18 protein-coding genes are annotated in these 22,775 nt (G+C 71.4%); 7 read left to right on the forward strand and 11 right to left on the reverse strand.

Features of this window, described 5'->3' with window-relative positions; genetic code table 11:
- Nucleotides 1-152 precede the first annotated feature (152 nt).
- Nucleotides 153-911 carry an LON peptidase substrate-binding domain-containing protein gene (locus ACZ37P_RS01050; RefSeq protein WP_355334061.1) on the forward strand — a complete coding sequence of 253 codons (759 nt, stop codon included), beginning with the start codon at nt 153-155 and terminating at the stop codon, nt 909-911.
- A 20-nt stretch (nt 912-931) separates the two neighbouring features.
- Nucleotides 932-1,453, forward strand: a complete 522-nt coding sequence (ybaK, locus tag ACZ37P_RS01055) for a Cys-tRNA(Pro) deacylase (protein WP_401714689.1) — start codon at nt 932-934, stop codon at nt 1,451-1,453.
- A 36-nt stretch (nt 1,454-1,489) separates the two neighbouring features.
- On the opposite strand, the gene ACZ37P_RS01060 is transcribed toward ybaK, so the two are convergent.
- From ACZ37P_RS01060 to ACZ37P_RS01075, 4 genes are all read right to left on the reverse strand, one after another.
- Nucleotides 1,490-2,137 (reverse strand): hypothetical protein, encoded by a 648-nt coding sequence (locus ACZ37P_RS01060; RefSeq protein ID WP_467344215.1) that lies wholly within the window; start codon nt 2,135-2,137, stop codon nt 1,490-1,492.
- A gap of 34 nt (nt 2,138-2,171) precedes the next feature.
- Nucleotides 2,172-2,993, reverse strand: coding sequence for an ABC transporter permease (locus tag ACZ37P_RS01065; RefSeq protein WP_467344217.1), 822 nt, complete (start codon nt 2,991-2,993; stop codon nt 2,172-2,174).
- Between the two features lie 178 nt (nt 2,994-3,171).
- On the reverse strand, nt 3,172-4,254 hold the full coding sequence (locus ACZ37P_RS01070; RefSeq protein ID WP_467344218.1) for an ABC transporter ATP-binding protein: 1,083 nt from the start codon (nt 4,252-4,254) through the stop codon (nt 3,172-3,174).
- A 108-nt stretch (nt 4,255-4,362) separates the two neighbouring features.
- Nucleotides 4,363-5,613: an NYN domain-containing protein gene (locus ACZ37P_RS01075; protein ID WP_355334076.1), complete on the reverse strand. Its 1,251-nt coding sequence runs from the start codon at nt 5,611-5,613 to the stop codon at nt 4,363-4,365.
- A gap of 226 nt (nt 5,614-5,839) precedes the next feature.
- Between ACZ37P_RS01075 and ACZ37P_RS01080 the strand changes: the two genes are divergently transcribed.
- Nucleotides 5,840-6,016, forward strand: a complete 177-nt coding sequence (locus ACZ37P_RS01080) for a hypothetical protein (protein WP_355334079.1) — start codon at nt 5,840-5,842, stop codon at nt 6,014-6,016.
- A 93-nt stretch (nt 6,017-6,109) separates the two neighbouring features.
- Here ACZ37P_RS01080 and dnaE read toward each other — a convergent pair whose 3' ends face one another.
- Nucleotides 6,110-9,664, reverse strand: a complete 3,555-nt coding sequence (gene dnaE / locus ACZ37P_RS01085) for a DNA polymerase III subunit alpha (RefSeq protein WP_355334082.1) — start codon at nt 9,662-9,664, stop codon at nt 6,110-6,112.
- 211 nt (nt 9,665-9,875) lie between these two features.
- On the opposite strand from dnaE, the gene ACZ37P_RS01090 reads away from it, so the two are divergent.
- Entirely contained in the window at nt 9,876-10,571 is a 696-nt protein-coding gene (locus tag ACZ37P_RS01090) for a hypothetical protein (protein ID WP_355334084.1), read from the forward strand.
- 55 nt (nt 10,572-10,626) lie between these two features.
- Complete coding sequence (locus ACZ37P_RS01095) at nt 10,627-11,409, forward strand: thioredoxin domain-containing protein (protein WP_401303736.1); 783 nt, start codon at nt 10,627-10,629, stop codon at nt 11,407-11,409.
- A gap of 96 nt (nt 11,410-11,505) precedes the next feature.
- On the opposite strand, the gene ACZ37P_RS01100 is transcribed toward ACZ37P_RS01095, so the two are convergent.
- On the reverse strand, nt 11,506-12,159 hold the full coding sequence (locus ACZ37P_RS01100; RefSeq protein ID WP_355334701.1) for a dienelactone hydrolase family protein: 654 nt from the start codon (nt 12,157-12,159) through the stop codon (nt 11,506-11,508).
- A 42-nt stretch (nt 12,160-12,201) separates the two neighbouring features.
- On the opposite strand from ACZ37P_RS01100, the gene ACZ37P_RS01105 reads away from it, so the two are divergent.
- On the forward strand, nt 12,202-13,308 hold the full coding sequence (locus tag ACZ37P_RS01105; RefSeq protein ID WP_391044271.1) for a mechanosensitive ion channel family protein: 1,107 nt from the start codon (nt 12,202-12,204) through the stop codon (nt 13,306-13,308).
- A gap of 67 nt (nt 13,309-13,375) precedes the next feature.
- Here ACZ37P_RS01105 and ACZ37P_RS01110 read toward each other — a convergent pair whose 3' ends face one another.
- From ACZ37P_RS01110 to ACZ37P_RS01125, 4 genes are all read right to left on the reverse strand, one after another.
- Nucleotides 13,376-14,965 carry a Na+/H+ antiporter gene (locus ACZ37P_RS01110; protein ID WP_355334089.1) on the reverse strand — a complete coding sequence of 530 codons (1,590 nt, stop codon included), beginning with the start codon at nt 14,963-14,965 and terminating at the stop codon, nt 13,376-13,378.
- Between the two features lie 78 nt (nt 14,966-15,043).
- Nucleotides 15,044-15,985 carry an RluA family pseudouridine synthase gene (locus ACZ37P_RS01115; protein ID WP_355334093.1) on the reverse strand — a complete coding sequence of 314 codons (942 nt, stop codon included), beginning with the start codon at nt 15,983-15,985 and terminating at the stop codon, nt 15,044-15,046.
- A gap of 67 nt (nt 15,986-16,052) precedes the next feature.
- On the reverse strand, nt 16,053-16,724 hold the full coding sequence (gene lspA, locus ACZ37P_RS01120) for a signal peptidase II (RefSeq protein WP_401714695.1): 672 nt from the start codon (nt 16,722-16,724) through the stop codon (nt 16,053-16,055).
- Between the two features lie 104 nt (nt 16,725-16,828).
- Nucleotides 16,829-17,686 carry a TraR/DksA family transcriptional regulator gene (locus tag ACZ37P_RS01125; protein WP_401303743.1) on the reverse strand — a complete coding sequence of 286 codons (858 nt, stop codon included), beginning with the start codon at nt 17,684-17,686 and terminating at the stop codon, nt 16,829-16,831.
- A gap of 582 nt (nt 17,687-18,268) precedes the next feature.
- On the opposite strand from ACZ37P_RS01125, the gene ileS reads away from it, so the two are divergent.
- A complete protein-coding gene (gene ileS / locus ACZ37P_RS01130; RefSeq protein WP_401714697.1) occupies nt 18,269-21,436 on the forward strand; it encodes an isoleucine--tRNA ligase in 3,168 nt (1,055 codons plus the stop codon).
- Between the two features lie 125 nt (nt 21,437-21,561).
- Here ileS and ACZ37P_RS01135 read toward each other — a convergent pair whose 3' ends face one another.
- Complete coding sequence (locus ACZ37P_RS01135) at nt 21,562-22,731, reverse strand: DivIVA domain-containing protein (RefSeq protein ID WP_391043975.1); 1,170 nt, start codon at nt 22,729-22,731, stop codon at nt 21,562-21,564.
- Nucleotides 22,732-22,775: the final 44 nt, after the last annotated feature.

Below are 22,775 nucleotides of genomic sequence, written 5' to 3' on the forward strand. Positions count from 1 at the left end.
GGGCCGGGCGGGCCGGACGGCCGGACGACAGCCGTCAGGGCCGGGCGGGCGCCGTGTGCGGGAGAGCCGGGCGGCAGCCATGAGGTGCGTCACCCCCGCTCAACCGATCGGCGGCGTTTCGGGGCCCGCCGCGGCACCGAGGGGCGCAGCGGATGCCTAAGGCGGGCGTACTGCCCGTACCCTTGCTCACTGTGACCGATCGTCTTCCGCTCTTCCCGCTCAGTACGGCGCTCTTTCCCGGCCTGGTGCTGCCGCTGAACGTCTTCGAGGAGCGGTACCGCGCGCTCGTGGGCGATCTGCTGGCGCTGCCCGAGAACGCGCCGCGGCGTTTCGGCGTGGTGGCGATCAAGAACGGCCAGGAGGTCGCTCCGACGGGCCAGGACGGCGGGGACACCGGTCCGGCCGCCGGTCTCGGCGAGGACCCGGAGGCGGCGCTGTACGGCTACGGGTGCATCGCGGACGCGGCGGGCATCGCGGAGCGCGACGACGGCGGGTACGAACTGGTGGCCACGGGTCTGATCCGGTTCAAGCTGCTGTCGGTGGACGCGAGCGGGCCGTATCTGACGGCCGAGTACGAGGAGCTGCCGGACGAGCCCGGCGCGGGCGCGGGCGCGCTGGCCTCCGAGGTCTCACGGGTGTTCGGCACGTATCAGAAGCGGCTGGCCGGGGCGCGCGAGCGCACCCTCGCGCCGGGGCAGGAGTTCCCCGACGACGCCACGGTGCTGTCGTATCTCGTCGCGGCGGCGGTGGTCGTGGAGACCTCGGTGAAGCAGGAGCTGCTGGAGGCGGCGGACACCGCCGCCCGACTGACGGCCGAACTGCGGCTGCTGCGCCGCGAGAGCGCGGTGATCGACAAGCTGCCGTCACTGCCCGCGGTGGAACTCACCCACCAGGCGATCAGCGCCAACTAGCGCGTATCAGGGGGTCGGCGATGGCGAAGAAGGCGCGTGCGGCCGGAGGCACCCCGGCCACGGTCGCCCTGGAGAAGGCGGGCCTGCCGTTCACCGTGCACGCCTACGCGCACGACCCGGCCTCCGAACTCTCCTACGGCGCCGAGGCCGCGGCGGCGCTGGGCGCGGCGCTCGGGGTGCCCCCCGACGAGGTCCGGGGCCGGGTCTTCAAGACACTGGTCGCGGAGGTGGACGGCGCTTTGACCGTGGCGGTCGTCCCGGTCGCGGGCTCGCTCGACCTCAAGGCGCTGGCCGCGGCGGTCGGCGGCAAGCGCGCCACGATGGCGGCGCCGGCCGACGCCGAGCGCAGCACCGGTTACGTGCTCGGCGGGATCTCCCCGCTGGGCCAGCGCAAGCGCCTGCCCACGGCCCTGGACGCCTCGGCGCTCGGCTTCCCCACGGTCTTCGTCTCCGCGGGCAAGCGCGGCCTGGAGCTGGAGCTGTCCCCCGCCGACCTGGTGACGCTCACCTCAGCGGTGACGGCCCGGATCTCCCGTATCTGACCGGGACGCCTCGACCTCGGCTTGAGCAGGAGAGCGTCACTGGGCCGGCGGCGGCGGAGGCGGCGGCGCGCCCCACGGCTGCGGCGCCACGTACACCGGCTGCGGGTCGCGCGGCCCGAAGAGCGAGGTCAGGCCCAGGTGCACCAGCATCGCCGCCGCCGACCAGGCGACCAGCGCGCTCTTGGCGCGCAGCTTCAGCGGCCCGTCGAAGACGACGTTCGGGCCGACCTCCTTGGCGTGTGCCTTGATGTGGACGGTCGGTCCGAGGGCGATGCCCAGCCGCCAGCCGACGAGGGAGGCGAGGACGCCGCCGACCGCGAGGCCGAGGACCACGGCGACGCCGCCGCGGCGGTACCAGAGGAAGACGCCGAGGGCGGTCAGCGCGCCCAGGCACAGCGCGATCAGCACGAAGGTGCCGTCGCCGCCGATCGCCTCTTCGCCCTCGGTGTCCTTGAGGTAGATGTACTTGCCGTCCGAGATCAGCGGGACGCGCGGTGACAGCCACGCCCACAGCAGCCCGAGGAACACCCCGCACACCGTGACGGCGACCGCGACGAGCGCGGCGCGGCCCAACTCGGCGACCGGTGAGGGCCGGTCCCCCTTGCCGTCGCCTCCACCGGGGCCTGCGCCCGGGTACGGCGGGAACGGCGGCGGCTGGTCATGCGGCGTCAGGGGTGCGGTCACCCGCCCATCGTGCCAGGTCTGCCTGTCCGTCGCTTCATCGGCAGGCCGCCCTGCGGTAGGCCCAGGTGGCGACGGCCAGCGAGCCGACGCCGACGGCCGCGCACACGGACAGGTCGCCGACGACCGCGGCCCAGTGCGGATGCCCGCCGAAGGTGCGGGCGAACGCATCGACGCCGTACGTGGAGGGCAGCAGATCGCGCGCCCAGGAGATCGGCGCGGGCATGTGCGAGGCGGGCAGCACGCCGAGCAGCAGCGCCGCCGACATGCCCAACTGGCCGAAGAGCGTGGCGATCTCCTGCCGCGGCGCGAGCAGCCCGAGGGCCGCGCCGAGGCCGGAGAGCGCGGCCCCGGCCAGCGGGATCACGACGGCGAGGATCCACAGATTGGCCAGCGGCAGATGGAACAGGACACAGCCCGTCACGGCGGTCACGAGGGTGCCGGGCACGGTGAAGGACGCGTACGCGCCCGCCGCGCCGAGGACGACGGCGGCCGGCGGCACCGGCAGCGTCGCGTAGTGGTCGAGTCCGCCGGACGCCCTGAGCTGTCCGAAGTACTGCGCGAGCAGATTGAGCGCGACGAAGGCGACCACCAGGACGCTGGAGCCCGCGACGACCGAGCGCGCCGCCTCCCCGTCCCCGCCGTCGACCACTCCGCGCATCATCACCATGATCCCGACGGACTGGAAGGTGGCGACGAACAGCAGCGGTATCCGGGCCACCCGGGCCCGCGAGAGCTGCGCGCGGTAGACCGCGCCGAAGGCGGGCCACAGCCGGGCCCGCGGCGCGAGCGGCGCGGCGCCGGACTGCTGCGCGGCGACGCCCCGGGGCGCGGGAACGGTTTGGGTGAGCACGCTCATACGCAGGCTCCACGCGTCGGTGCGGAACACGGCGGGGCCGTGTCGTACGGCGAAAGCACGGGGTCGCACCGCCTGGGGGCGGGTGCGTACGGCCGGAGGGCGGGGTCGTACGGCCGGAGGGCGGGTGCGTACGGCGCGACCGCCGGCCGGGGCGGCGCGGACCGCGGGGGGACCCGTCTCATGACTTCACCAGGCCCTCTCCCCTGCCGCCGAGCGCGAGGTAGACGTCCTCCAGGCTGGGCATCGCCAGGGTGAAGTCGTCCAGGGCGGCGAAGGCCGGTCCCCCGGTGACCTCGGCGACGGCGGCGCGGGCCCGCTCCTGGGGCAGCCGCAGCGTCCAGCGGCGGCCCGAGATGTCGGCGAGCGGGTGCAGGGCGGCGATGGCGGGCAGCGACATCGGCGGCTCGTCGCGCCACACGAGGTCGAGCCTGACCTCGTCGGCGACCAGCGACCGCAGGCCCGTGGGGGTGTCGCAGGCGATGACCTTGCCGTGGTCGAGCACGGCGACCCGGTCCAGGACGTTCTCCGCCTCGATGACGTTGTGGGTGACCAGCAGCACCGTCGCGCCGTACTCGGTCCTACGGCGGCCGACCGCGGCCCACACCGCGCGCCGGGCGACCGGGTCCATGCCGGTGGTGGGCTCGTCGAGGACCAGGACGGGCCGCTGGCCGACCAGGACGGCGGCGAAGCAGGCCAGCCGCCGCTGGCCGCCGGAGAGGCGCTTGATGGGGCGTCCCGCGATCGGGCCGAGTTCGAGTTCGTCCAGGACGGCGTCGCGTTCGGCGCGGGCGGCGCGCGCGCCCAGGCCGCGCAGCCGTCCGGTGGTCTCGGCGGCGAGCGCGACGGTCAGCTCGTCCAGCGCGGACGACTCCTGGCCGAGGTAGCCGACCAGCCGGGAGGCCCGGTCCGGGTGGCGTACGAGGTCGTGGCCGAGCAGGTCGATCGATCCGGCGTCGGGCCGCAGCAGGCCGGTGAGCTGGCGGACCAGGGTGGTCTTGCCCGCGCCGTTGGGGCCGAGGATGCCGAAGAGTTCGCCGCGGCCGACGTCGAGGTCGATGCCGTCGTTGGCGCGTACGACACCGGGCCTGGGCGCGGCGGCGGTCTCGGGTGCTTGGTCGGCGGCGGTACGGCGGCGGCGCAGCCCTCGGCCCCTGGCCGCGGAACCGGCCGGGTACGTTCTGACCAGACCGCGCACGGTGCACACCGTGTCGCGGGCTGTGGCGACCGCTGGGGGCGCCGTCTCCTCCGTGCCCGTACTCACGAGGATCGAGAGTACGCGCCGCACGCGGCATCCGGCGCAAGGGGGGCCCGGTTCACCCGCTTTCCCCTCGGACCCGCCCGAGGCGCGGGAGGGCGCGGGCCCGGCCGCTCACTCCCCCGCGGGTGCGTGCTCGGCGACCGCGTGGGCGTCGACCTCGCGCCAGAATCCGGCCCTGATCGCGTACCGGTCGTGCTCGTCGATCTGGTCGTCCTTGTGGGCGAGCAGGCCGAAGCGGGCGGCGTATCGCAGCAGCTCACCGTCTATGCGGTGCGGGACGCGGGGGTAGTGGGTGGAGAGCTGCTGGAGCTGGGAGGTGTCGGTGAGGCGGGCGATCCAGCGGCGGGCGAAGACCTGGCCGACCTCGAAAGGGTCGCCGCTGACCGCCGTGATGTCGGCCTCGCGGTCCGCCCAGCGCTGCTCGGCGGAGGTGAGCTGGGCGAGGGTGGGCAGGCCGCTGGTGTCGGGCAGGTCGGCGCCCGCGCCGCGGTCGGTCCAGCCCTTGTCCGACGACCAGCGCAGGGTGGCGCTGGGGGCCGGCTGGGCCGGCGGCGGCGCGGGGGCGGCGTGGCTGCGGCCGAGATCGGCGAGATCCTTCGGGGTGGGCACGGTGGGACCGGCGGGTTCCGGAGGGGCAACCTTGCCCGGCGGTGTGCTCTCGGCCGCCGCCGGTTCCGGCGCGGCGCCGTTCTTGCCCGGCCGCTCCTCCGGGGGCGCCAGCCGCTCGCCGCCCGAGGCCGACTCGGGCAGCGGCGCGGAGAGGATCGCGGCGATCTCCGGGCGCGGGCCGGGCGGCGGACAGACGCCGGGGATCTCGCGGGCCCTGATCGCCGCGGTGATCCACTGGCGGTCCAGCACGCGCCGCTCGTCGGCCTCCGCGACCAGGTCTTCCGACTGGTTGTAGTCCCCGTCGGCGGCCTGGACGGCCCACAGGTGGACGGCGACGCCGTGCTCCTTGGCGGACATCATGCCGGGCAGCAGATCGCCGTCACCGGTCACCAGGACGACGTCGGAGCACGCGCGGTTGCGGGCCAGCTCCGACAGCTCGGCGTGCATGGCGGCGTCCACGCCCTTCTGCGCCCACCGGCCGTCCGTCCGGGTGAGTGCGCCCAGTCGTACGGTCACCCGGGGCATCACCCGCAGCCGACGGTGTTCCGGTTGCGGAACCCGGTCGGGTGCGCCGTCGAACCAGTAGATCCGCAGCAGTGGCTGGCCGGTCTCCAACTCGGCACGTTCGCGCAGGCCAGCGACGACGGCGGCATGATCAACGGTGATCCGGGACCGGGAGGGTTCACCCGCCAACAGACTCGCCGCAGCACCCAGTAGGTAGCCTGCGTCCACCAGGACGACGCAGCGGTCCATGTTGCACCTCTTCCGGTCGCCCCCCGGCACGGATTTCCCCCGAGTCTGCCCGAATGCTCGGGGGTTATGACCTCGAACCCGATCATCGGCGTGGCGGTGGTCACTTTTCCGGCCGCCCCACTCCGTCAACTGCCCGAAATGCGCGCTTCGTACTCCCATGCAAATCTGATGGCGGCCGATGGGCCACCAGGCCAACGGCCGACATCCCCCACTAGGAGAGACGATCGTGGCTAAGAACAAGAACCAGAACCGTCAGCGCGAGAACCAGAACCAGCAGCGCGGCGCCGCCGCCACCGAGGAGCGGGAGCGCACGCAGCGCCCGATGGACGAGAACCAGCCGGAGATGGCGCCCGCGCAGGACTTCTCGCACAAGCAGAACAAGCAGAAGTTCGGCCACAACTAGTCCCACCGCGTGGTCGCGGGGGCACCCCTCCACCAGGGGTGCCCCCGCACTCACATCACGCGCGCCGGGCTCGCGCGGCCCGCGCCCCGGCGGTCAGCCCGCCTGCTGCTGCGCGGCGCCCAGGCACGCGGGGCCCAACAGGGCCTTGAGGTCGCCGAAGAGCGAGGGGTCCGCGGTCACCCGGTGCCGGTCGAGCCGCAGCACCGTGGTCGTGCGCGCGCCCTGGAGCTTCACCCGTACCTCGGTGTTGCCCTTGTGGCTGGAGAGCACTTCGCCGAGCCTGGCCACCAGCGGCGGGGTCACCTTGACCGTCGGGATGGAGATCATCACCGGCGCGTTGGTGCCCACGTCCGACAGGTCGGGGACCATCAGCTCCATCGCCACCAGCCGCGGGATGTCCTCCCGCTTGTCGAGCCGCCCCTTGACGAAGACCACGGCGTCCTCGACGAGTTGGGTCGAGACCAGTTGGTAGGTGGCGGGGAAGAACATGCAGTCGACCGAGCCCGCCAGGTCCTCGACGGTGGCGATCGCCCACGCGTTGCCCTGCTTGGTCATCTTCCGCTGGAGCCCGGAGATGATGCCGCCGATGGTGACGATCGCGCCGTCGGAGTAGTCACCGGCCAGCGCGGCGATCGCGGCGTCCGTCTTGTCGTTGAGGATGTGCTCGATGCCGAAGAGCGGATGGTCGGAGACGTAGAGGCCGAGCATCTCCCGTTCCTGCGCGAGCAGATACGTCTTGTCCCACTCGATGTCGGAGAAGACCACGTCCATCCCGAAGGCCGGGGTGTCGTCGCCCTCCTCCCCCGCGCCGCCGAACAGGTCGAACTGGCCCTCGGCCTCCTTGCGTTTGACCTGCACCACGTTGTCGATCATCGTCTCGAAGTGCTCGGTCAGACCGCGCCTGGTGTGCTTCATCGTGTCGAACGCGCCGGCCTTGATCAGCGATTCGACGGTCCGCTTGTTGCACGCCACCACCTCGACCTTGTCGAGGAAGTCCGGGAAGGTCGCGTACCGCCCCTTGGCCTTGCGGCTGCGGACCACCGACTCCACCACGTTCGTCCCGACGTTGCGCACGGCGGTGAGGCCGAAGACGATTGTGTCGTCACCGCGCGGTGTGAAGTTGGCGTTGGACTCGTTGACGTCCGGCGGCAGCACCTTGATGCCCATCCGGCGGCACTCGTTGAGATAGAGCGCCATCTTGTCCTTGTCGTCCTTGACCGAGGTCAGCAGGCCCGCCATGTACTCGGCCGGGTAGTTGGCCTTGAGATACGCGGTCCAGTAGGAGACCAGGCCGTACGCGGCGGAGTGCGCCTTGTTGAAGGCGTATCCGGCGAACGGCACCAGCACGTCCCAGACCGCCTGGATGGCCTGGTCGGAGTAGCCGCGCTCGCGCATGCCCGCCTGGAAGGGGATGAACTCCTTGTCGAGGACTTCCTTCTTCTTCTTGCCCATCGCGCGGCGCAGCAGGTCGGCCTGGCCGAGCGAGTAACCGGCCAGCACCTGGGCGGCCTTCTGCACCTGCTCCTGATAGACGATCAGGCCGTAGGTGATGTCGAGGACTTCGCGGAGCGGCTCTTCCAGCTCCTTGTGGATCGGGGTGATCTCCTGCTGCTTGTTCTTGCGCAGCGCGTAGTTGATGTGCGAATTCATGCCCATCGGGCCCGGCCGGTACAGGGCCGAGACGGCGGAGATGTCCTCGAAGTTGTCGGGCTTCATCATGCGCAGCAGAGCGCGCATGGGGCCGCCGTCGAACTGGAAGACGCCCAGGGTGTCGCCGCGCCCGAGCAGCGCGTACGTGTTGGGGTCGTCCAGCGGCAGGGACAGCAGGTCGATGTCGATGCCCTTGTTGGCCTTGATCGACTTGACCGCGTCATCCATGATCGTCAGGTTGCGCAGGCCGAGGAAGTCCATCTTCAGCAGGCCGAGCGACTCACAGCTCGGGTAGTCCCACTGCGTGACGACCGCGCCGTCGTTCTTCGGCGAGAAGATCGGCACGTGGTCGATCAGCGGCTCGGCGGACATGATCACGCCCGCCGCGTGCACGCCCATCTGCCGGACCAGGCCCTCGATGCCCTTGGCCGAGTTGATCACCTTGGTGACGTCCGGCTCGTTCTCGTACATCGCCCGGACCTCGCCCGCCTCGCTGTAGCGCGGGTGGTCCTTGTCGGTGATGCCGGAGAGCGGGATGCCCTTGCCGAGGACGTCGGCGGGCATGGCCTTGGTGATCCGGTCGCCCATGGAGAAGGGGTAACCGAGCACGCGGGCCGAGTCCTTGATCGCGGCCTTGGCCTTGATGGTGCCGTAGGTGGCGATCTGCGCGACCTTGTCGGAGCCGTACTTCTCGGTCACGTAGCGGATGACCTCGCCGCGCCGACGCTCGTCGAAGTCGATGTCGACATCGGGCATGGACACGCGCTCGGGGTTGAGGAAGCGCTCGAAGATCAGGCCGTGCGGGACCGGGTCGAGGTCGGTGATGCCCATGGCGTAGGCGACGATCGAACCGGCCGCGGAACCACGCCCGGGGCCGACCGCGATGCCGTTGTTCTTCGCCCACATGATGAAGTCGGCGACGACGAGGAAGTAGCCGGGGAACCCCATCTGGACGATGGTGTCCATCTCGTAGTCGGCGAGCTTCTGCCGGTCCTCGGGGATGCCGGCGGGGAAGCGCCGGGCCATGCCGCGGGCCACTTCCTCGCGGAACCAGGTCACTTCGGTGTAGCCCTCGGGGACGTCGAACCTGGGCATCAGGTTCTTCGTCTCGAACATGCCCTCGGTCTCGATCCGGTTCGCGATCAGGAGCTGGCTGTTGCGGCAGCCCTCCTGCCACGCGTCCGAGGAGTCGATCGCGTACATCTCGGCGGCGGACTTCAGGTAGTAACCGCTGCCGTCGAACTTGAACCGGTCGGGGTCCGACATGTTCGAGCCGGTCTGGATGCACAGCAGGGTGTCGTGCGCCGAGGACTCGTTGGCGTACGTGTAGTGCGAGTCGTTGGTGACGACGAAGGGCGCGTCGATCTTCTTGGCGATCTCCTCCAGGCCCGCGCGGGCCCGGCGGTCGATGTCGATGTCGTGGTCCATGATCTCGACGAAGAAGTTCTCTTTGCCGAAGATGTCCTGGTACTCGCCGGCGGCCTTGATCGCCTCGTCCATCTGCCCGAGCCGGATGCGGGTGGAGATCTCGCCGGAGGGGCAGCCCGTGGTGCCCATCAGGCCCTCGGCGTACTCGCTGAGCAGTTCGCGGTCCATCCGGGGCTTGCGGAAGTAGCCCTCGAAGGCCGCCCGCGACTGGGCGCGGAAGAGATTGTGCAGCCCGACGGCGTTGCGCGCCCAGATGGTCATGTGGGTGTACGCGCCCGCACCCGAGATGTCGTCCCGCTTCTGGTGCGGCGCGCCCCACTTGACGGGCTTGTTGTACCGCCGCGACTCGGGCGCCAGATACGCCTCGATGCCCATCACCGGCGTGACACCGGCGTCCTTGGCCTGGTGGAAGAAGTCGTACGCCCCGTGCAGATTGCCGTGGTCGGTGATGGCCACATGGCTCATCCCCATCTCGTTGCACGCCTTGAACATGTCCTTCAATCTCGCCGCTCCGTCCAGCAGCGAGTACTGGGTGTGGACATGGAGATGGGTGAAGGGCTGGTCGGTCACGGGCGGCGATACCTCCGGCGAGAGGGGGCGGACTGCTGGTGCGTCGCTGGCTGATTCTGGCGGCGCTGCGAGTCTACGACTCGGGTCCGACAACGCGGCGCGGCTCCCCGTACCGCCACCCGCGCCGGTCCGCCGGAGGAGTCCGCCGCGTGCCGGCCGCCCTCTGTAGTCCCATCCGTTACCCGCCTTTAGGTCACACATACGCTCGCGCATGGCACACTCTGTCGCCATGGAGGACATACGGCCGAGGCTGAGGGCGCTGCGCGCTGCCCTTTTCGCCGCGCTGTGCGTCACCCTCTCCTCCACCTCCCATGTGCTGATGTCGCACACCCCGCTGCCGCTGACCGTGGTCGGCGGCGCGTTCGGCGGTGTCTTCGCGCTGGCGTATCTGCTCGGCGGCCGGCACGAGCGCGGCTTCTGGCCGATCGCGGGCCTGATGGTCCCGCTGGAACTGGCCGTCGACACCGTCTTCACCGCGGGCCAGCAGGCCTGTTACGGGCCCGCGGGCGGCCCGGTGACCGGTTCGTGGTGGTCGTTCCACGAGACCTTCCTGTGCAACGGCGGCCAGGTCGGCGGCCAGGGGCTGTCCGCGGTACCGGGCGGCGCCGCCGCGGCGCAGATGCCGTCCACCGCGCTGCCGTGGCTGCTGCTGGCCGTCCATGTGACCGTCGGCCTGGTCGCGTCCTGGTGGCTGCGGCGCGGTGAGGCCGCGCTGCACCGGGTGCTGCGCGTGATGGCCGCCGCCGCCTTCCGGCCGCTGCTGCTGGCCGTGGCCGCCCGCACCGGGCTCGCGGTGCCGCCGCGCCGGTTCCGCCCGGCCGCCCGCGCCTCGGCGGGCCCGCTCGCCGCGCGCCCGCTGCTGCACTCCGTCGTACGCCGTGGTCCGCCCGTCGCGGTCGCAGTCTGACCGTCGTACCGGCACTTTCCTCTCATACCACCACGCGTCATCACGGAGATCCCCCATGAGCAGCAGGAACAGCAAGGCCAGCAAGCAGGCCGCCCGCGAGCGGCTGCGCGCGGAGCGCGAGCGCGAGGCGAAGCGGGCGAAGGTCCGCCGCCAGATATTCGTCGGCGTCGGCGTCGTCGCGGTGCTGGCCATCGCGGGCGGTGTCGCCGTCGCGGTCAACGCGGCGAACAAGCCCAGCTACTGGGAGTCCGCCAAGAAGGACAAGCTGGTCAAGCCCGCGAACACCTCGGGCACCAACGGCTCGACCATCGTGGTCGGCGACCCGAAGAACAAGAACAACCTCGACCTGTTCGAGGACCTGCGCTGCCCGGCGTGCGCGCAGTTCGAGCAGACCTCGGGCGCGGACGTCCTCAAGGGCGCCAAGGACGGCAAGTACAAGATCACGTACCACTTCGGCACGTTCCTGGACGGCAACCTCGGCGGCACCGGCTCCAAGAACGCGCTGAGCGCGGTCGGCGCGGCGGCCAACGTGAGCCTGGACGCCTTCGAGGCGTACCACACGCTGCTCTACTCCAAGGACCACCACCCGGAGGAGTCCGGCCCCGACCTGTTCGCGGACGACGCCAACATGATCAAGCTGGCGCAGTTGGTCCCGGCGCTCAAGGACAACGCCGCGTTCCAGACCGCGGTCAAGGAGGGCACCTACGACAAGTGGGCGCTGGACTCCTCCGACGCGTTCAACGCGGCGGGCATCAAGTCCACGCCGACCATCAGGCTCAACGGCAAGGAGCTGACCGCCGACGGCGTGATGGACCAGATCACGGCGGCCCTGAAGTAGCGGCACACCGCTCCGAACGGCGGGAGCCGGTCCCCTACGCGTACGGGACCGGCTCCCGCCGTTTCGCGCGGTCCGGTCTCCTGCGGCCCCGCGGTCCTACAGCCCGGCCAGGAAGTCCAGCGCGACCGCCCAGGTCTTCTCGGCGGCCTCGGCGTCGTGGTCCGGCAGGTCGGGGTCGGTGTAGAGGTGGCCGGCGCCCCGGTAGCGGTGCACCTCGACGTCGGCGCCGGCCTTGCGCATCCCCAGGTACCAGGAGTTCAGCCAGTCCTCCGGCTCGAAGGGGTCGGGGTCGGCGACATGGAGCTGTACGGGGATGTCGGTGGCCGCGTCGTCGGCGATGTCCGAGGTGCCGTGCAGGAGCAGCAGCCCGCGCGCCTTCTCGTCGCCGAGCGCCACGGTCTGCGCGAGGGCCCCGCCCAGCGAGAAGCCCGCGTAGACCAGCTCCCGCTCCGAGTACGGCGCCGCCGCGAGGACCGCCCGGCGCAGCAGCTCCTCGTTGCCGATCTCCTCGCGGATCGCCCGTCCCGCCTCGACGGTGTCCACGACCCGGCCGTCGTACAGATCGGGCACGACGACCTCGTGCCCGGCCGCCCGCAGCCGGTCGGCGGCGGCGTGCACGGCGGGACGCGGTCCGTAGACGGAGTGGAACAGGACGATCGTCACAGTGCTGCCTTTGTTCGGGTTCGGTACGCGACCATGGTGCCAGCTACCCTCCTTGGGCGGAGCGCCGCGATACGAAGACCCGATGATCCGGGTTTCCTACAAGAAAGCCGAGGTGGACGCGGGATGGTGATGGACAGCGCGCTGCGCCCGGTTCTCGTCGTCTGTGTGGCGGTCGGGGTCTCGCTGGTCGTGGGGTGGACCGTCGACCGCTCCCTGCGCAAGGTGGACGGCCGGCACCCGGAGACCCCGCTGTGGCATCTGCTGCGCCGCTGCGGCATACCCCTCCAGGTGGTGATCTGCACCGCCATACTGCGCGGCGGCTACCGGTCCGCCCATCTGTCGAAGGACCACGCGGAGGCCGTCGGCCAGTTCCTCGTGCTGGTGCTGATCGCCGCGTCCGGCTGGCTGGTGGTACGGGTCGCCGCCGCGGTCATCGACTCCTCGTACGCGCGCTATGTCGCGGTCAGCCACGACGTGCCCAAGATCCGCCGCCTGCGCACCCAGCTCACGCTGATCCAGCGGGTGTTCACCGCGATCGTGACGGTCATCGTCGTCGCGTCGATGCTCTTCACCTTCCCCGCGATGCGGACGGTCGGGGCGTCGGTGCTGGCCTCCGCGGGCATCATCGGCATCGTCGCCGGTGTGGCCGCCCAGTCCACGCTCGCGAATCTCTTCGCCGGTCTCCAGATCGCCTTCGGCGACATGGTCCGGATCGGCGACACCGTGGTCGTGGAGGGCCAGTGGGGTGTGGTCGAGGAGATCACCCTCACCTTCCTGAGCGTGCGCACCTGGGACGAGCGGCGGATCACGATGCCGGTGTCGTACTTCACCAGCAATCCGTTCGAGAACTGGTCGCGCGGCGACCCGCGGATGACCGGCACCGTCCTGCTGCACCTGGACCACTCGGCGCCGGTGGCGCTGATGCGCAAGCGGCTGCTGGAGATCCTGGAGAGCTGCGCGGAGTGGGACCGCAGGGCGTGGGGGCTCGTCGTGATCGACTCCACCCCGACCACGATCCAGGTCAGGGCGCTGGCCACCGCGAAGGACTCGGACGACATCTTCAACCTGCGCTGCATCGTCCGCGAGCAGCTGATCGACTGGCTGCGCTGCGAGCACCCGTACGCGCTGCCCCGGCTCAGCACCGCGCCCGCGCCCGGCCAGGAGCAGGACCCGGGCCGGGAGGCGGCCCCGGCGCCGGAATCGGGCGACCTGGGCCCGGGACCGGGCACCAGGTAAGAGGCTCTTACGCCCCCACGGGGCCCTCACGCTGCGGGGCGTTACGGCGGTGAGAGGCTCTCACCTGTCAGCCGCGCATCGAGCGCAGGTCGAGCTGGCGCAGCACCCGGTCGACGACCTCCGGGTCGTACCCCGCCTCGCTGCGCGCCGACAGCACCTCGTGCCGGGCGGCGGACATCATCTCGTCCTGGATGCGGCGGACCGACTTGAGCCGCTTGACGCGCTTGGCGTGGCTCTCGCGCCGCTCGTCGTCCACGATGTCCGGGCAGATCCGCGCGCCGAGGTCGAAGGCGCGGCGGTGCAGCAGCTCCGACAGGTCGTCGCTCAGCGGCTCGACGGACTCGATGTCGCGCAGCCGCGCCTTGGCGGCCGTCATGGCCCGCAGCGCCAGCATCTTCTCCAGGTCGTGCTCGGCGTCGATGTCGCTGCGCACCCCGAGCCGTTTCACCAGCCACGGCAGCGTCAGCCCCTGGAGCACCAGGGTGCTGAGCACCACCGCGAAGGCGATGAACAAGATCTCCGTGCGGGCCGGGAAGCCGTCGCCGCTGTCGGTGGTCAGCGGGATGGCCAGGGCCAGCGCGACGGACGCCACCCCGCGCATCCCGGACCACCACATGATGACGCTCTCGCGCCAGCTCATCGGGATGTCCTCGTCCAGGTCGCGCAGCTTGTGCATCTTGCGCGCCGCCCAGGTCGCGGGCAGCAGATACAGCAGCCGCACGCCGATGACCACCGCGACCACTATGGCGGCGTGCCGCACCATCGGGCCCCAGTCGCCCGCGCCGACCCGGAACACATTGTGCAGTTCGAGGCCGATCAGGCCGAAGGCGATGCCGGTGACGAGGGTGTCGACGATCTCCCAGAAGGTGTTGCCCGCCAGACGGGCCGTCACGTCGTCGGCCTCGAAGGCGTATTCGGCCAGGAACAGCGCGGTGGTGAGCACGGCCAGGACCCCGGAACCGCCGAACTCCTCGGCCAGCGCGTAGGAGGCGAAGGGCACCAGCAGTGACAGGCCGATCTGCAAGGTGGGGTCGCCGACCACGCCCATCAGCTTGTTGGCGCCCCAGCCGAGGGCCAGGCCGACCGCGATCGCGACCACGGCGGACAGCACGAGCTCCAGGGCCGCGTGGGGCGCGGAGAAGTTGCCGGACAGCGCCGCCGCGACGGCCACGTGGTACAGCACGATGGCGGTGACGTCGTTGAACAGCCCCTCGCCCTCCAGGATGGAGATCATGCGCCGGGGCAGTCCGAGGCTGCCCGCGACGGCCGTGGCGGCCACCGGGTCGGGCGGCGCCACGAGCGCGCCGAGCGCGAAGGCCCCGGCCAGCGTGATCTCCGGCACGACCGCGTCGGCGACCGCCGCCACCGCGGCCGTGGTGACGAAGACCAGCGCGACCGCGAGCAGGAAGATCGCCCGCCGGTTCGCGGCGAACTGCCGCCAGGAGGTGCGCTGTACGGACGCGTAGAGCAGCGGGGGCAGCACCAGCGGCAGGATCAGATCAGGGTCGATCTGGACGTTGGGCACCTGCGGGAGCAGCGCGAGGACCCCGCCGAGCAGCGTCATCAGGACCGGCGAGGGCAGCCCGATCCGGTCGCTGAGCGGCACCATGACGATGGCCGCGAGCATGAGGAAGAAGAAGAGAGCGAGCTGATCCACGGCGTCACGATGCCACACCGGCTCCGCGCCGCCGGACCCGCGGCCGCCCCGCCGTGCCTTTCACCGGCCCCGATACGGCTACTCGCTGTCGGCGCGGATCACGTCGAGCGCGTGCCGGAGGTCGTCCGGGTACTCGCTGCTGAACTCCACCCAGCGCCCGTCCGAGGGGTGTTCGAAGCCCAACTGCTTGGCGTGCAGCCACTGCCGGGTCAGGCCCAGGCGCTTGGCGAGCGTCGGGTCGGCGCCGTAGGTGATGTCGCCGACGCAGGGGTGGCGGTGCGCGGACATGTGCACCCGGATCTGGTGGGTGCGGCCGGTCTCCAGCTTGATGTCCAGCAGGCTGGCGGAGCGGAACGCCTCGATGAGGTCGTAGTGCGTCACGGACGCCTTGCCGTCGGCGACGACGGCCCACTTGTAGTCGTGGTGGGGGTGACGGCCGATCGGCGCGTCGATCGTGCCGCTCATCGGGTCCGGGTGGCCCTGCACCAGAGCGTGGTAGCGCTTGTCCACGACGCGGTCCCTGAACTGCGCCTTGAGCAGGGTGTACGCCCGCTCGGACTTGGCGACCACCATCAGGCCAGAGGTGCCCACGTCGAGCCGGTGCACGATGCCCTGGCGCTCGGCGGCCCCCGAGGTGGAGATCCGGTATCCGGCGGCGGCGAGGCCGCCGATCACGGTGGTGCCGGTCCAGCCGGGGCTCGGGTGGGCGGCGACGCCGACCGGCTTGAGGACGACGACGATGTCCTCGTCGTCGTGGACGATCTCCATGCCCTCGACCGGCTCCGCGACGATCCGCACCGGGGCGGCGGCCTCGGGCATCTCGACCTCCAGCCACGCCCCGCCGTGCACCCGCTCGGACTTCCCCGCGGCCGACCCGTCGATCGACACCTTGCCCGCCGCCGCCAGCTCCGCGGCCTTCGTCCGCGAGAAGCCGAACATCCGGGCGATGGCGGCGTCGACACGCTCGCCCTCGAGGCCGTCGGGCACGGGCAGGGAACGGATTTCCGGAACGGTACTCACCACACGAGTATGCCGGACCCGCCGCCCCCGGCCGTACCAGTGCGGGACCGGGCGCCTCCGGCGGGAGTCAGTCCTCGCGGTGGACGGTGCCGTCCGGGTCGACGCCGCGGAAGGAGAGCAGGACGATCAGGGCGCCGCCGCAGCAGATGGCGGAGTCGGCGAGGTTGAAGACGGCGAAGTGCTCGGGCGCGATGAAGTCCACCACCCGGCCCTGGAAGCCGCCGGGAGCGCGGAAGACGCGGTCGGTGAGGTTGCCGAAGGCGCCGCCGAGGAGCAGGCCGAGCGCGACGGCCCACGGCAGGCTGTGCAGACGGCGGGAGAGCCGGGCGATCACGACGATGACACCGGCCGCGATCATCGTGAAGACGATCGTCATGCCCTGCCCCATGCCGAAGGCCGCCCCGGCGTTGCGGATCGCGTCCAGCCGCAGGTAGTGGCCGAAGACGTTGACCGGCTCGTGGTTCTCCAGGCTGGTGACCACCCAGATCTTGGAGAGCAGGTCGAGGAGGTACGCCAGCGCCGCCACCCCGATCAGGGTGACGATCCGGCGCCGCCGCCGCGAGACGGCCTGCGGCCCGGCGGGCTCGTCGCCCCGCGCCGCCCCTTCCGTCCCGTCCGCCGCCGGAGCGGCCTGCTCCGACGGCTCGGCGACGCCCGACTCCTCGACGCCCGTCCCGCCGTCAGGCGTCGCGTCCGGCGTCTCCTCCGGCGTGGTGATGGTGCGCTCCGCTTCCGTCACGTGAGTCCCTCAGCCTTTGTGCTCCGTGCCCGCCAGGCCGAATCCTGACTGATGACGAGGGTACGGCACACCCGTACGACCGGGGCCGTCCGCGGGCGGAGCCCTCAGCGCCGCTCCTGCTTCTGCTTGCAGTCCAGGCACAGCGTGGCCCGCGGGAACGCCTGCATGCGGGCCTTGCCGATCGGATTGCCGCAGGACTCGCAGAGGCCGTACGTGCCCTCGTCCAGCCGTTCCAGGGCGTGCCTGGTCTGCGCCAGCATCTCGCGGGTGTTGGCGGCCAGCGCCATCTCGTACTCGCGCGTGATGTTCTTGGTGCCGGTGTCGGCCTCGTCGTCACCCGCGCCGTCGCCCGAGTCGCGCAGCAGGCCCGCCACGGCCGCCTCCGAGGAGCTGATGCCCTCCGTGAGCCGCTGGACCTCGCCCAGCAGCTCGGCGCGGGCCTCCTCGACCTCTTCCGGCGTCCACGGGTCCTCACCGGGGAGGACGGCCAGGCCGCCGGGGCCCGCGGTGCGGGCGGCGGGCACCGCGGACGCGGCCCCCGTGGTCGCGGCCGTACCCGCCGCGGTCTTCTTCGCTGCCACCTTGCCGGCTCCCGTCTTCTTCGCCGTACGGCCCGTCGCCGCCTTTTCGGCCGCCGCCTTCTTCGCGGCCGTCTTCTTCGCCGGCGCCTTCGCGGCGGCGGCCTTCCCTGCCGGAGCCGTTTCCCTGGCTGCCGTCTTCTTCGCCGCTGCCTTCTTCGCCGCCGTCTTCTTGGCTGCCTTCTTGGCCGGGGCCTTCTTGGCAGCCGCCTTCTTCCGCGGTGCCTCCTCGGCCGCGTCGCCCTCCTCCGCATCGATGGCGACCGTGACCGTACGCACGGACTTCCTCGCCGCCGCGGGCCCGCGGGCAGGCGCCACGGACGCCCCGGTCACACCGGGATGGTCGGAGCCGGCCGCAGGCCGTCCCCTTTTCTTCACGACCATGGCCGCGACCCCTTCACATCCGTGATCTTGTTCGCGAATCGTGCCGGAAACGGTAAATCGGCTCCGGACCCGCGGCAACGGGGCGCGCTGCCTGGCCGACCGGTCCGCCCCGGAGGGCGGGCAGGTCTGCATCCGTTGTGCCCAGCTCACCGCCAGGTATTCCGGTACCTGGCGGTAACGATCCGTGACAGTCGGCGTCGGGGCGCGCGGAGCAGGCCATTCGGGTCAGTGGGCGGCCCCGGTAAACCGTTCGGCCGGGCCGCTCCCAGCGCCGTACACTGAGCGCAGCGAAAGGCGTGGATGGGACGAGTAGCGCCGCACGCAGCCATGAGCGACCCGGGGACGGTGGAAGCCCGGGGGTGTGCGCGGTGCGAAGATCACCCCGGAGCCGCCGGAAGAAAGCCCGCGGGAGGCCCCTCAAGGCCCCCGGGCGAGTAGAACCGGCGTCGCTGCCCCAATGAGGGGGCGGTGGGTTCCCCGTGTGCGGGGCGCCTCCACCGCCAAGGAGGGTGGTACCGCGGGAGCGCTCGCTCTCGTCCCTTCGACGGAGTACGCACCAGTGTCCGCCGGAGGAAACCACCGATGAGCGACCACCAGACCGCGCAGGGACAGCCGCAGCCGCCGCAGTACCGGCCGGTGCCCGCCCAGGTCGACCTGCCCGCCCTCGAACACGAGGTGCTCGACCTCTGGAGCGAGCGGAAGACCTTCGCCCGTTCCGTCGAGCAGAGCCGCGGACTGCCCGACTGGGTCTTCTACGAGGGCCCGCCGACCGCCAACGGCATGCCCGGCGCCCACCACATCGAGGCCCGCGTCTTCAAGGACGTCTTCCCGCGCTTCAAGACCATGCAGGGCCACCACGTGACCCGCAAGGCCGGCTGGGACTGCCACGGGCTGCCGGTCGAGCTGGCGGTGGAGAAGGAACTGGGCTTCACCACCAAGCAGGACATCGAGGACTACGGCGTCGCGGAGTTCAACGCGAAGTGCCGCGAGTCGGTGACCCGGTACACCGACGCCTTCACCGACCTGACCACGCGCATGGGCTACTGGGTCGACCTCGACAACGCCTACCGGACGATGGACCCGGAGTACGTCCAGTCCGTGTGGTGGTCGCTCAAGCAGATCTTCGACAAGGGCTTGCTGGTCCAGGACTACCGGGTGGCGCCCTGGTGTCCGAAGGACCAGACCGGCCTGTCCGACCACGAACTGGCCCAGGGCTACGAGACGGTCGTCGACCCGTCGGTCTTCGTCCGCTTCCCGCTGACCGGCGGCCCGCTGGCGGGCGAGGCCGCGCTGCTGGTGTGGACGACCACGCCCTGGACGCTGGTCTCCAACACCGCCGTCGCCGCGCACCCCGACGTGACGTACGTCGTCGCCACCGACGGCACCGAGAAGCTGGTCGTCGCCGAGCCGCTGCTCGGCAAGGCGCTGGGCGAGGGCTGGACGGCGACCGGGCAGTCCTTCACCGGCCGTGAGATGGAACGCTGGACGTATCAGCGGCCGTTCGACCTCGTCGAGATCCCGGACGCGCACTATGTGGTGAACGCCGAGTACGTCACCACCGAGGACGGCACGGGCCTGGTCCACCAGTCCCCCGCCTTCGGTGAGGACGACCTCAAGACCTGCCGCGCGTACGGCCTTCCGGTGGTCAACCCGGTGCGCCGCGACGGCACCTTCGAGCCGGACGTGCCCCTGGTCGGCGGGGTCTTCTTCAAGAAGGCCGACGAGGCGCTGGTCGCCGAACTCCAGGCTTCGGGACGGCTGTTCCGGCACCTGCCGTACGAGCACAGCTACCCGCACTGCTGGCGCTGCCACACCGCGCTGCTCTACTACGCGCAGCCGTCCTGGTACATCAGGACCACCGCGGTCAAGGACGCCCTGCTGCGGGAGAACGAGAAGACCAACTGGCACCCGGACTCGGTCAAGCACGGCCGCTTCGGCGACTGGCTGAAGAACAACGTCGACTGGGCGCTGTCGCGCAACCGCTACTGGGGTACGCCGCTGCCGATCTGGCGCTGCGAGGACGGCCATCTGACCTGTGTCGGCTCGCTGGCCGAACTCGGCGAACTGACCGGCACCGACCAGTCCGGGCTCGACCCGCACCGCCCGTACATCGACGCGGTCACCTTCGGCTGCCCGTCCTGCGGCGGCACCGCGACCCGCGTCCCCGAGGTGATCGACGCCTGGTACGACTCGGGTTCGATGCCGTTCGCGCAGTGGGGCTACCCGTTCCACAACAAGGAGGTCTTCGAGCGCACGTACCCGGCGCAGTTCATCGCGGAGGCGATCGACCAGACCCGCGGCTGGTTCTACACGCTGATGGCCATCGGCACGCTCGTCTTCGACAGGTCGAGTTACGAGAACGTGGTCTGCCTCGGCCACATCCTCGCCGAGGACGGCCGCAAGATGTCCAAGCACCTGGGCAACATCCTCCAGCCGATCCCGCTCATGGACCAGCACGGCGCCGACGCGGTGCGCTGGTTCATGGCGGCCGGCGGCTCCCCGTGGGCGGCCCGCCGGGTCGGCCACGGCACGATCCAGGAGGTCGTCCGCAAGACGCTGCTCACGTACTGGAACACGGTCGCCTTCCAGGCGTTGTACGCCCGTACGTCCGGCTGGGCTCCCTCGGCGGCCGACCCGGCCGTCGAGGACCGCCCGCTGCTCGACCGCTGGCTGGTCGGCGAGCGGAACGTGCTGGTGCGCGAGGTCACCGACGCGCTGGAGTCGTACGACACCCAGCGCGCGGGCAAGCTGCTGTCGGCCTTCGTGGACGACCTGTCGAACTGGTACGTGCGCCGTTCGCGGCGCCGCTTCTGGCAGGGCGACCCGGCCGCGCTGCGCACCCTGCACGACGTGGTGGAGACCGTGACGCGGCTGATGGCCCCGCTGGTGCCGTTCATCACCGAACGGGTCTGGCAGGACCTGGTGGTGCCGGTGGTCCCCGGTGCCCCCGACTCCGTCCACCTCTCGTCCTGGCCCGTCGTGGACGAGCGGCACGTCGACCCGGCCCTGTCGGAGCGGATGCTGCTCGTACGGCGGCTGGTCGAGCTGGGCCGTGCCACGCGCGCGGAGTCCGGTGTCAAGACGCGTCAGCCGCTGTCGCGCGCGCTGGTCGCCGCCGCGGGCTTCGAGGGGCTCTCGGCCGAGCTGCGGGCGCAGATCACCGAGGAGTTGAACGTCAGCTCCCTGGCGTCGCTGTCCGAGGTCGGCGGGTCGCTGGTCGACACCACGGCCAAGGCCAACTTCCGCGCGCTGGGCAAGCGTTTCGGCAAGGGCGTCCAGGCCGTGGCGGCCGCGGTCGCCGCCGCCGACGCGGCGGCCCTGTCGGCGGCGCTGCGCGACGGCGGTACGGCCTCGGTGGTCGTGGACGGCGAGGAGGTCGCGCTCGCTCCTGAAGAGGTCATCATCACCGAGACCCCGCGCGAAGGGTGGTCGGTCGCCTCAGACTCCGGCGCCACGGTCGCGCTCGACCTGGAGATCACTCCCGAACTCCGCCTGGCCGGGCTCGCCCGCGACGCCATCCGGCTGATCCAGGAGGCCCGCAAGACCTCCGGCTTCGACGTGGCCGACCGGATCCACGTCCGCTGGGCCACGGCCGAGCCCGACGTCTCGACGGCCCTGTCCGCCCACGCCCCGCTCATCTCCGAGGAGGTCCTGGCGGACAGCTTCACCGACGCGTCGGCCGATGCCTCCTTCGGCCCGGCGTTCACGGACGAGTCCCTGGCCCTGACCTTCCACCTGCGCAAGAGCTGAGCCCCGTAGGGGGCGAAGTCCCCTACGCACGGTGGTCGTCGCACAGAACAGGGCCGGGCCCCGCGGGGAAAAAGGATTCCCCGGGGGCCCGGCCCTGTGTGGTGCGGGTCCAGCCGACCGCTAGGTCAGTTGTCGTCCTCGTCGATCAGGAAACCGCGCATCGGCGTCGGCGCCTGCTGCATCGGCTGCGGCGCCTGCGGCCGTACCGGTGCCATCGGCTGGGTCATGGCAGGAGACATCTGCTGCTGGCCGCCGTACGTCGGGCCGGGGGTGTGACCGCCGCCCATGCCCTGGCCGCCGTAGGACGGCGCGGAGCCCGCGTGTCCCATACCGGCGCCCGCGCCGGCCGGTGCCATGCCGTTGCCCATACCGCCGTTGCCCATGGATCCGCCCATCGAGCCGCCCATGGTGGACGCGGCCGGGAGGGAGGGAGCCGCGGGGGTGGTACGCGGCGGAGCCAGCGAGTCGTCGGCCTGGTTCTCGAGCTGACGGAGCTGGGACTCCAGGTAGGACTTCAGACGCGTGCGGTACTCGCGCTCGAAGCCGCGCAGGTCCTCGACCTTGCGCTCCAACGTGGCGCGGGCGGACTCCAGGGAGCCCATCGCGACGCGGTGCTTCTCCTGGGCGTCCCGCTCAAGAGCGTCCGCCTTGGCGCGGGCGTCCCGCTCCAGGCCCTCGGCGCGGCTGCGGGCCTCGCCGACGATCTTGTTGGCCTCGGAACGCGCTTCCGCGATGGCCTGGTCCGCCGTCTGCTGCGCGAGCGAGAGCACGCGGGCGGCGCTGTCGCCACCGGGTCCCTGCTGCTGCATCGGGTGGTGCTGCTGCTGTTGCTGCTGCATCGGGTGCTGGCCCATGGGGCCGGGTCCCTGCTGCTGCATCGGGTGCTGGCCCATCGGACCAGGCCCCTGCTGCTGCATGGGGTGCCCCATCTGCTGCTGCATCGGGCCGGGCCCGTGCTGCTGCTGGGCGCTGGGGCCGGGCGGCAACTGCGGCATACCGCCCTGCTGCTGCGGCGGACCCATCTGCTGCTGCGGCACCGGCTGCGGACCGGATATGGCAGCGGGCACCGGCCGGTCCTGCTGTTCGGGCTTGCGCATGCCCTGTTGCTGGTTCTGGGCGGCGGCACGGGTGGCCGCGGCCAGTTTGGCGCGCAAGTCCTCGTTTTCGCGGAGCAATCGAGTCAGCTCCGCCTCCACCTCGTCGAGGAAGGCGTCGACCTCATCCTCGTCATAGCCCTCTCGGAGGCGGACGGTCGTGAACTGCTTGTTCCGAACGTCCTCGGGGGTCAGCGGCATCTCTTCACCTCAACGTGATCGTCGACATATCGGGAGCCCGCACC

The organism is Streptomyces sp. NPDC024632 (assembly GCF_055559175.1).

Coding starts and splice junctions, on each gene's coding strand:
- ACZ37P_RS01065 (WP_467344217.1), bottom strand. CDS start 2,993: ATGAGCGTGCTCACCCAAACCGTTCCCGCGCCCCGGGGCGTCGCCGCG.
- ybaK (WP_401714689.1), top strand. CDS start 932: ATGGCGAAGAAGGCGCGTGCGGCCGGAGGCACCCCGGCCACGGTCGCC.
- ACZ37P_RS01095 (WP_401303736.1), top strand. CDS start 10,627: ATGAGCAGCAGGAACAGCAAGGCCAGCAAGCAGGCCGCCCGCGAGCGG.
- ACZ37P_RS01125 (WP_401303743.1), bottom strand. CDS start 17,686: ATGGTCGTGAAGAAAAGGGGACGGCCTGCGGCCGGCTCCGACCATCCC.
- ACZ37P_RS01075 (WP_355334076.1), bottom strand. CDS start 5,613: ATGGACCGCTGCGTCGTCCTGGTGGACGCAGGCTACCTACTGGGTGCT.
- ileS (WP_401714697.1), top strand. CDS start 18,269: ATGAGCGACCACCAGACCGCGCAGGGACAGCCGCAGCCGCCGCAGTAC.
- ACZ37P_RS01090 (WP_355334084.1), top strand. CDS start 9,876: ATGGCACACTCTGTCGCCATGGAGGACATACGGCCGAGGCTGAGGGCG.
- ACZ37P_RS01105 (WP_391044271.1), top strand. CDS start 12,202: ATGGACAGCGCGCTGCGCCCGGTTCTCGTCGTCTGTGTGGCGGTCGGG.
- ACZ37P_RS01050 (WP_355334061.1), top strand. CDS start 153: ATGCCTAAGGCGGGCGTACTGCCCGTACCCTTGCTCACTGTGACCGAT.
- ACZ37P_RS01135 (WP_391043975.1), bottom strand. CDS start 22,731: ATGCCGCTGACCCCCGAGGACGTTCGGAACAAGCAGTTCACGACCGTC.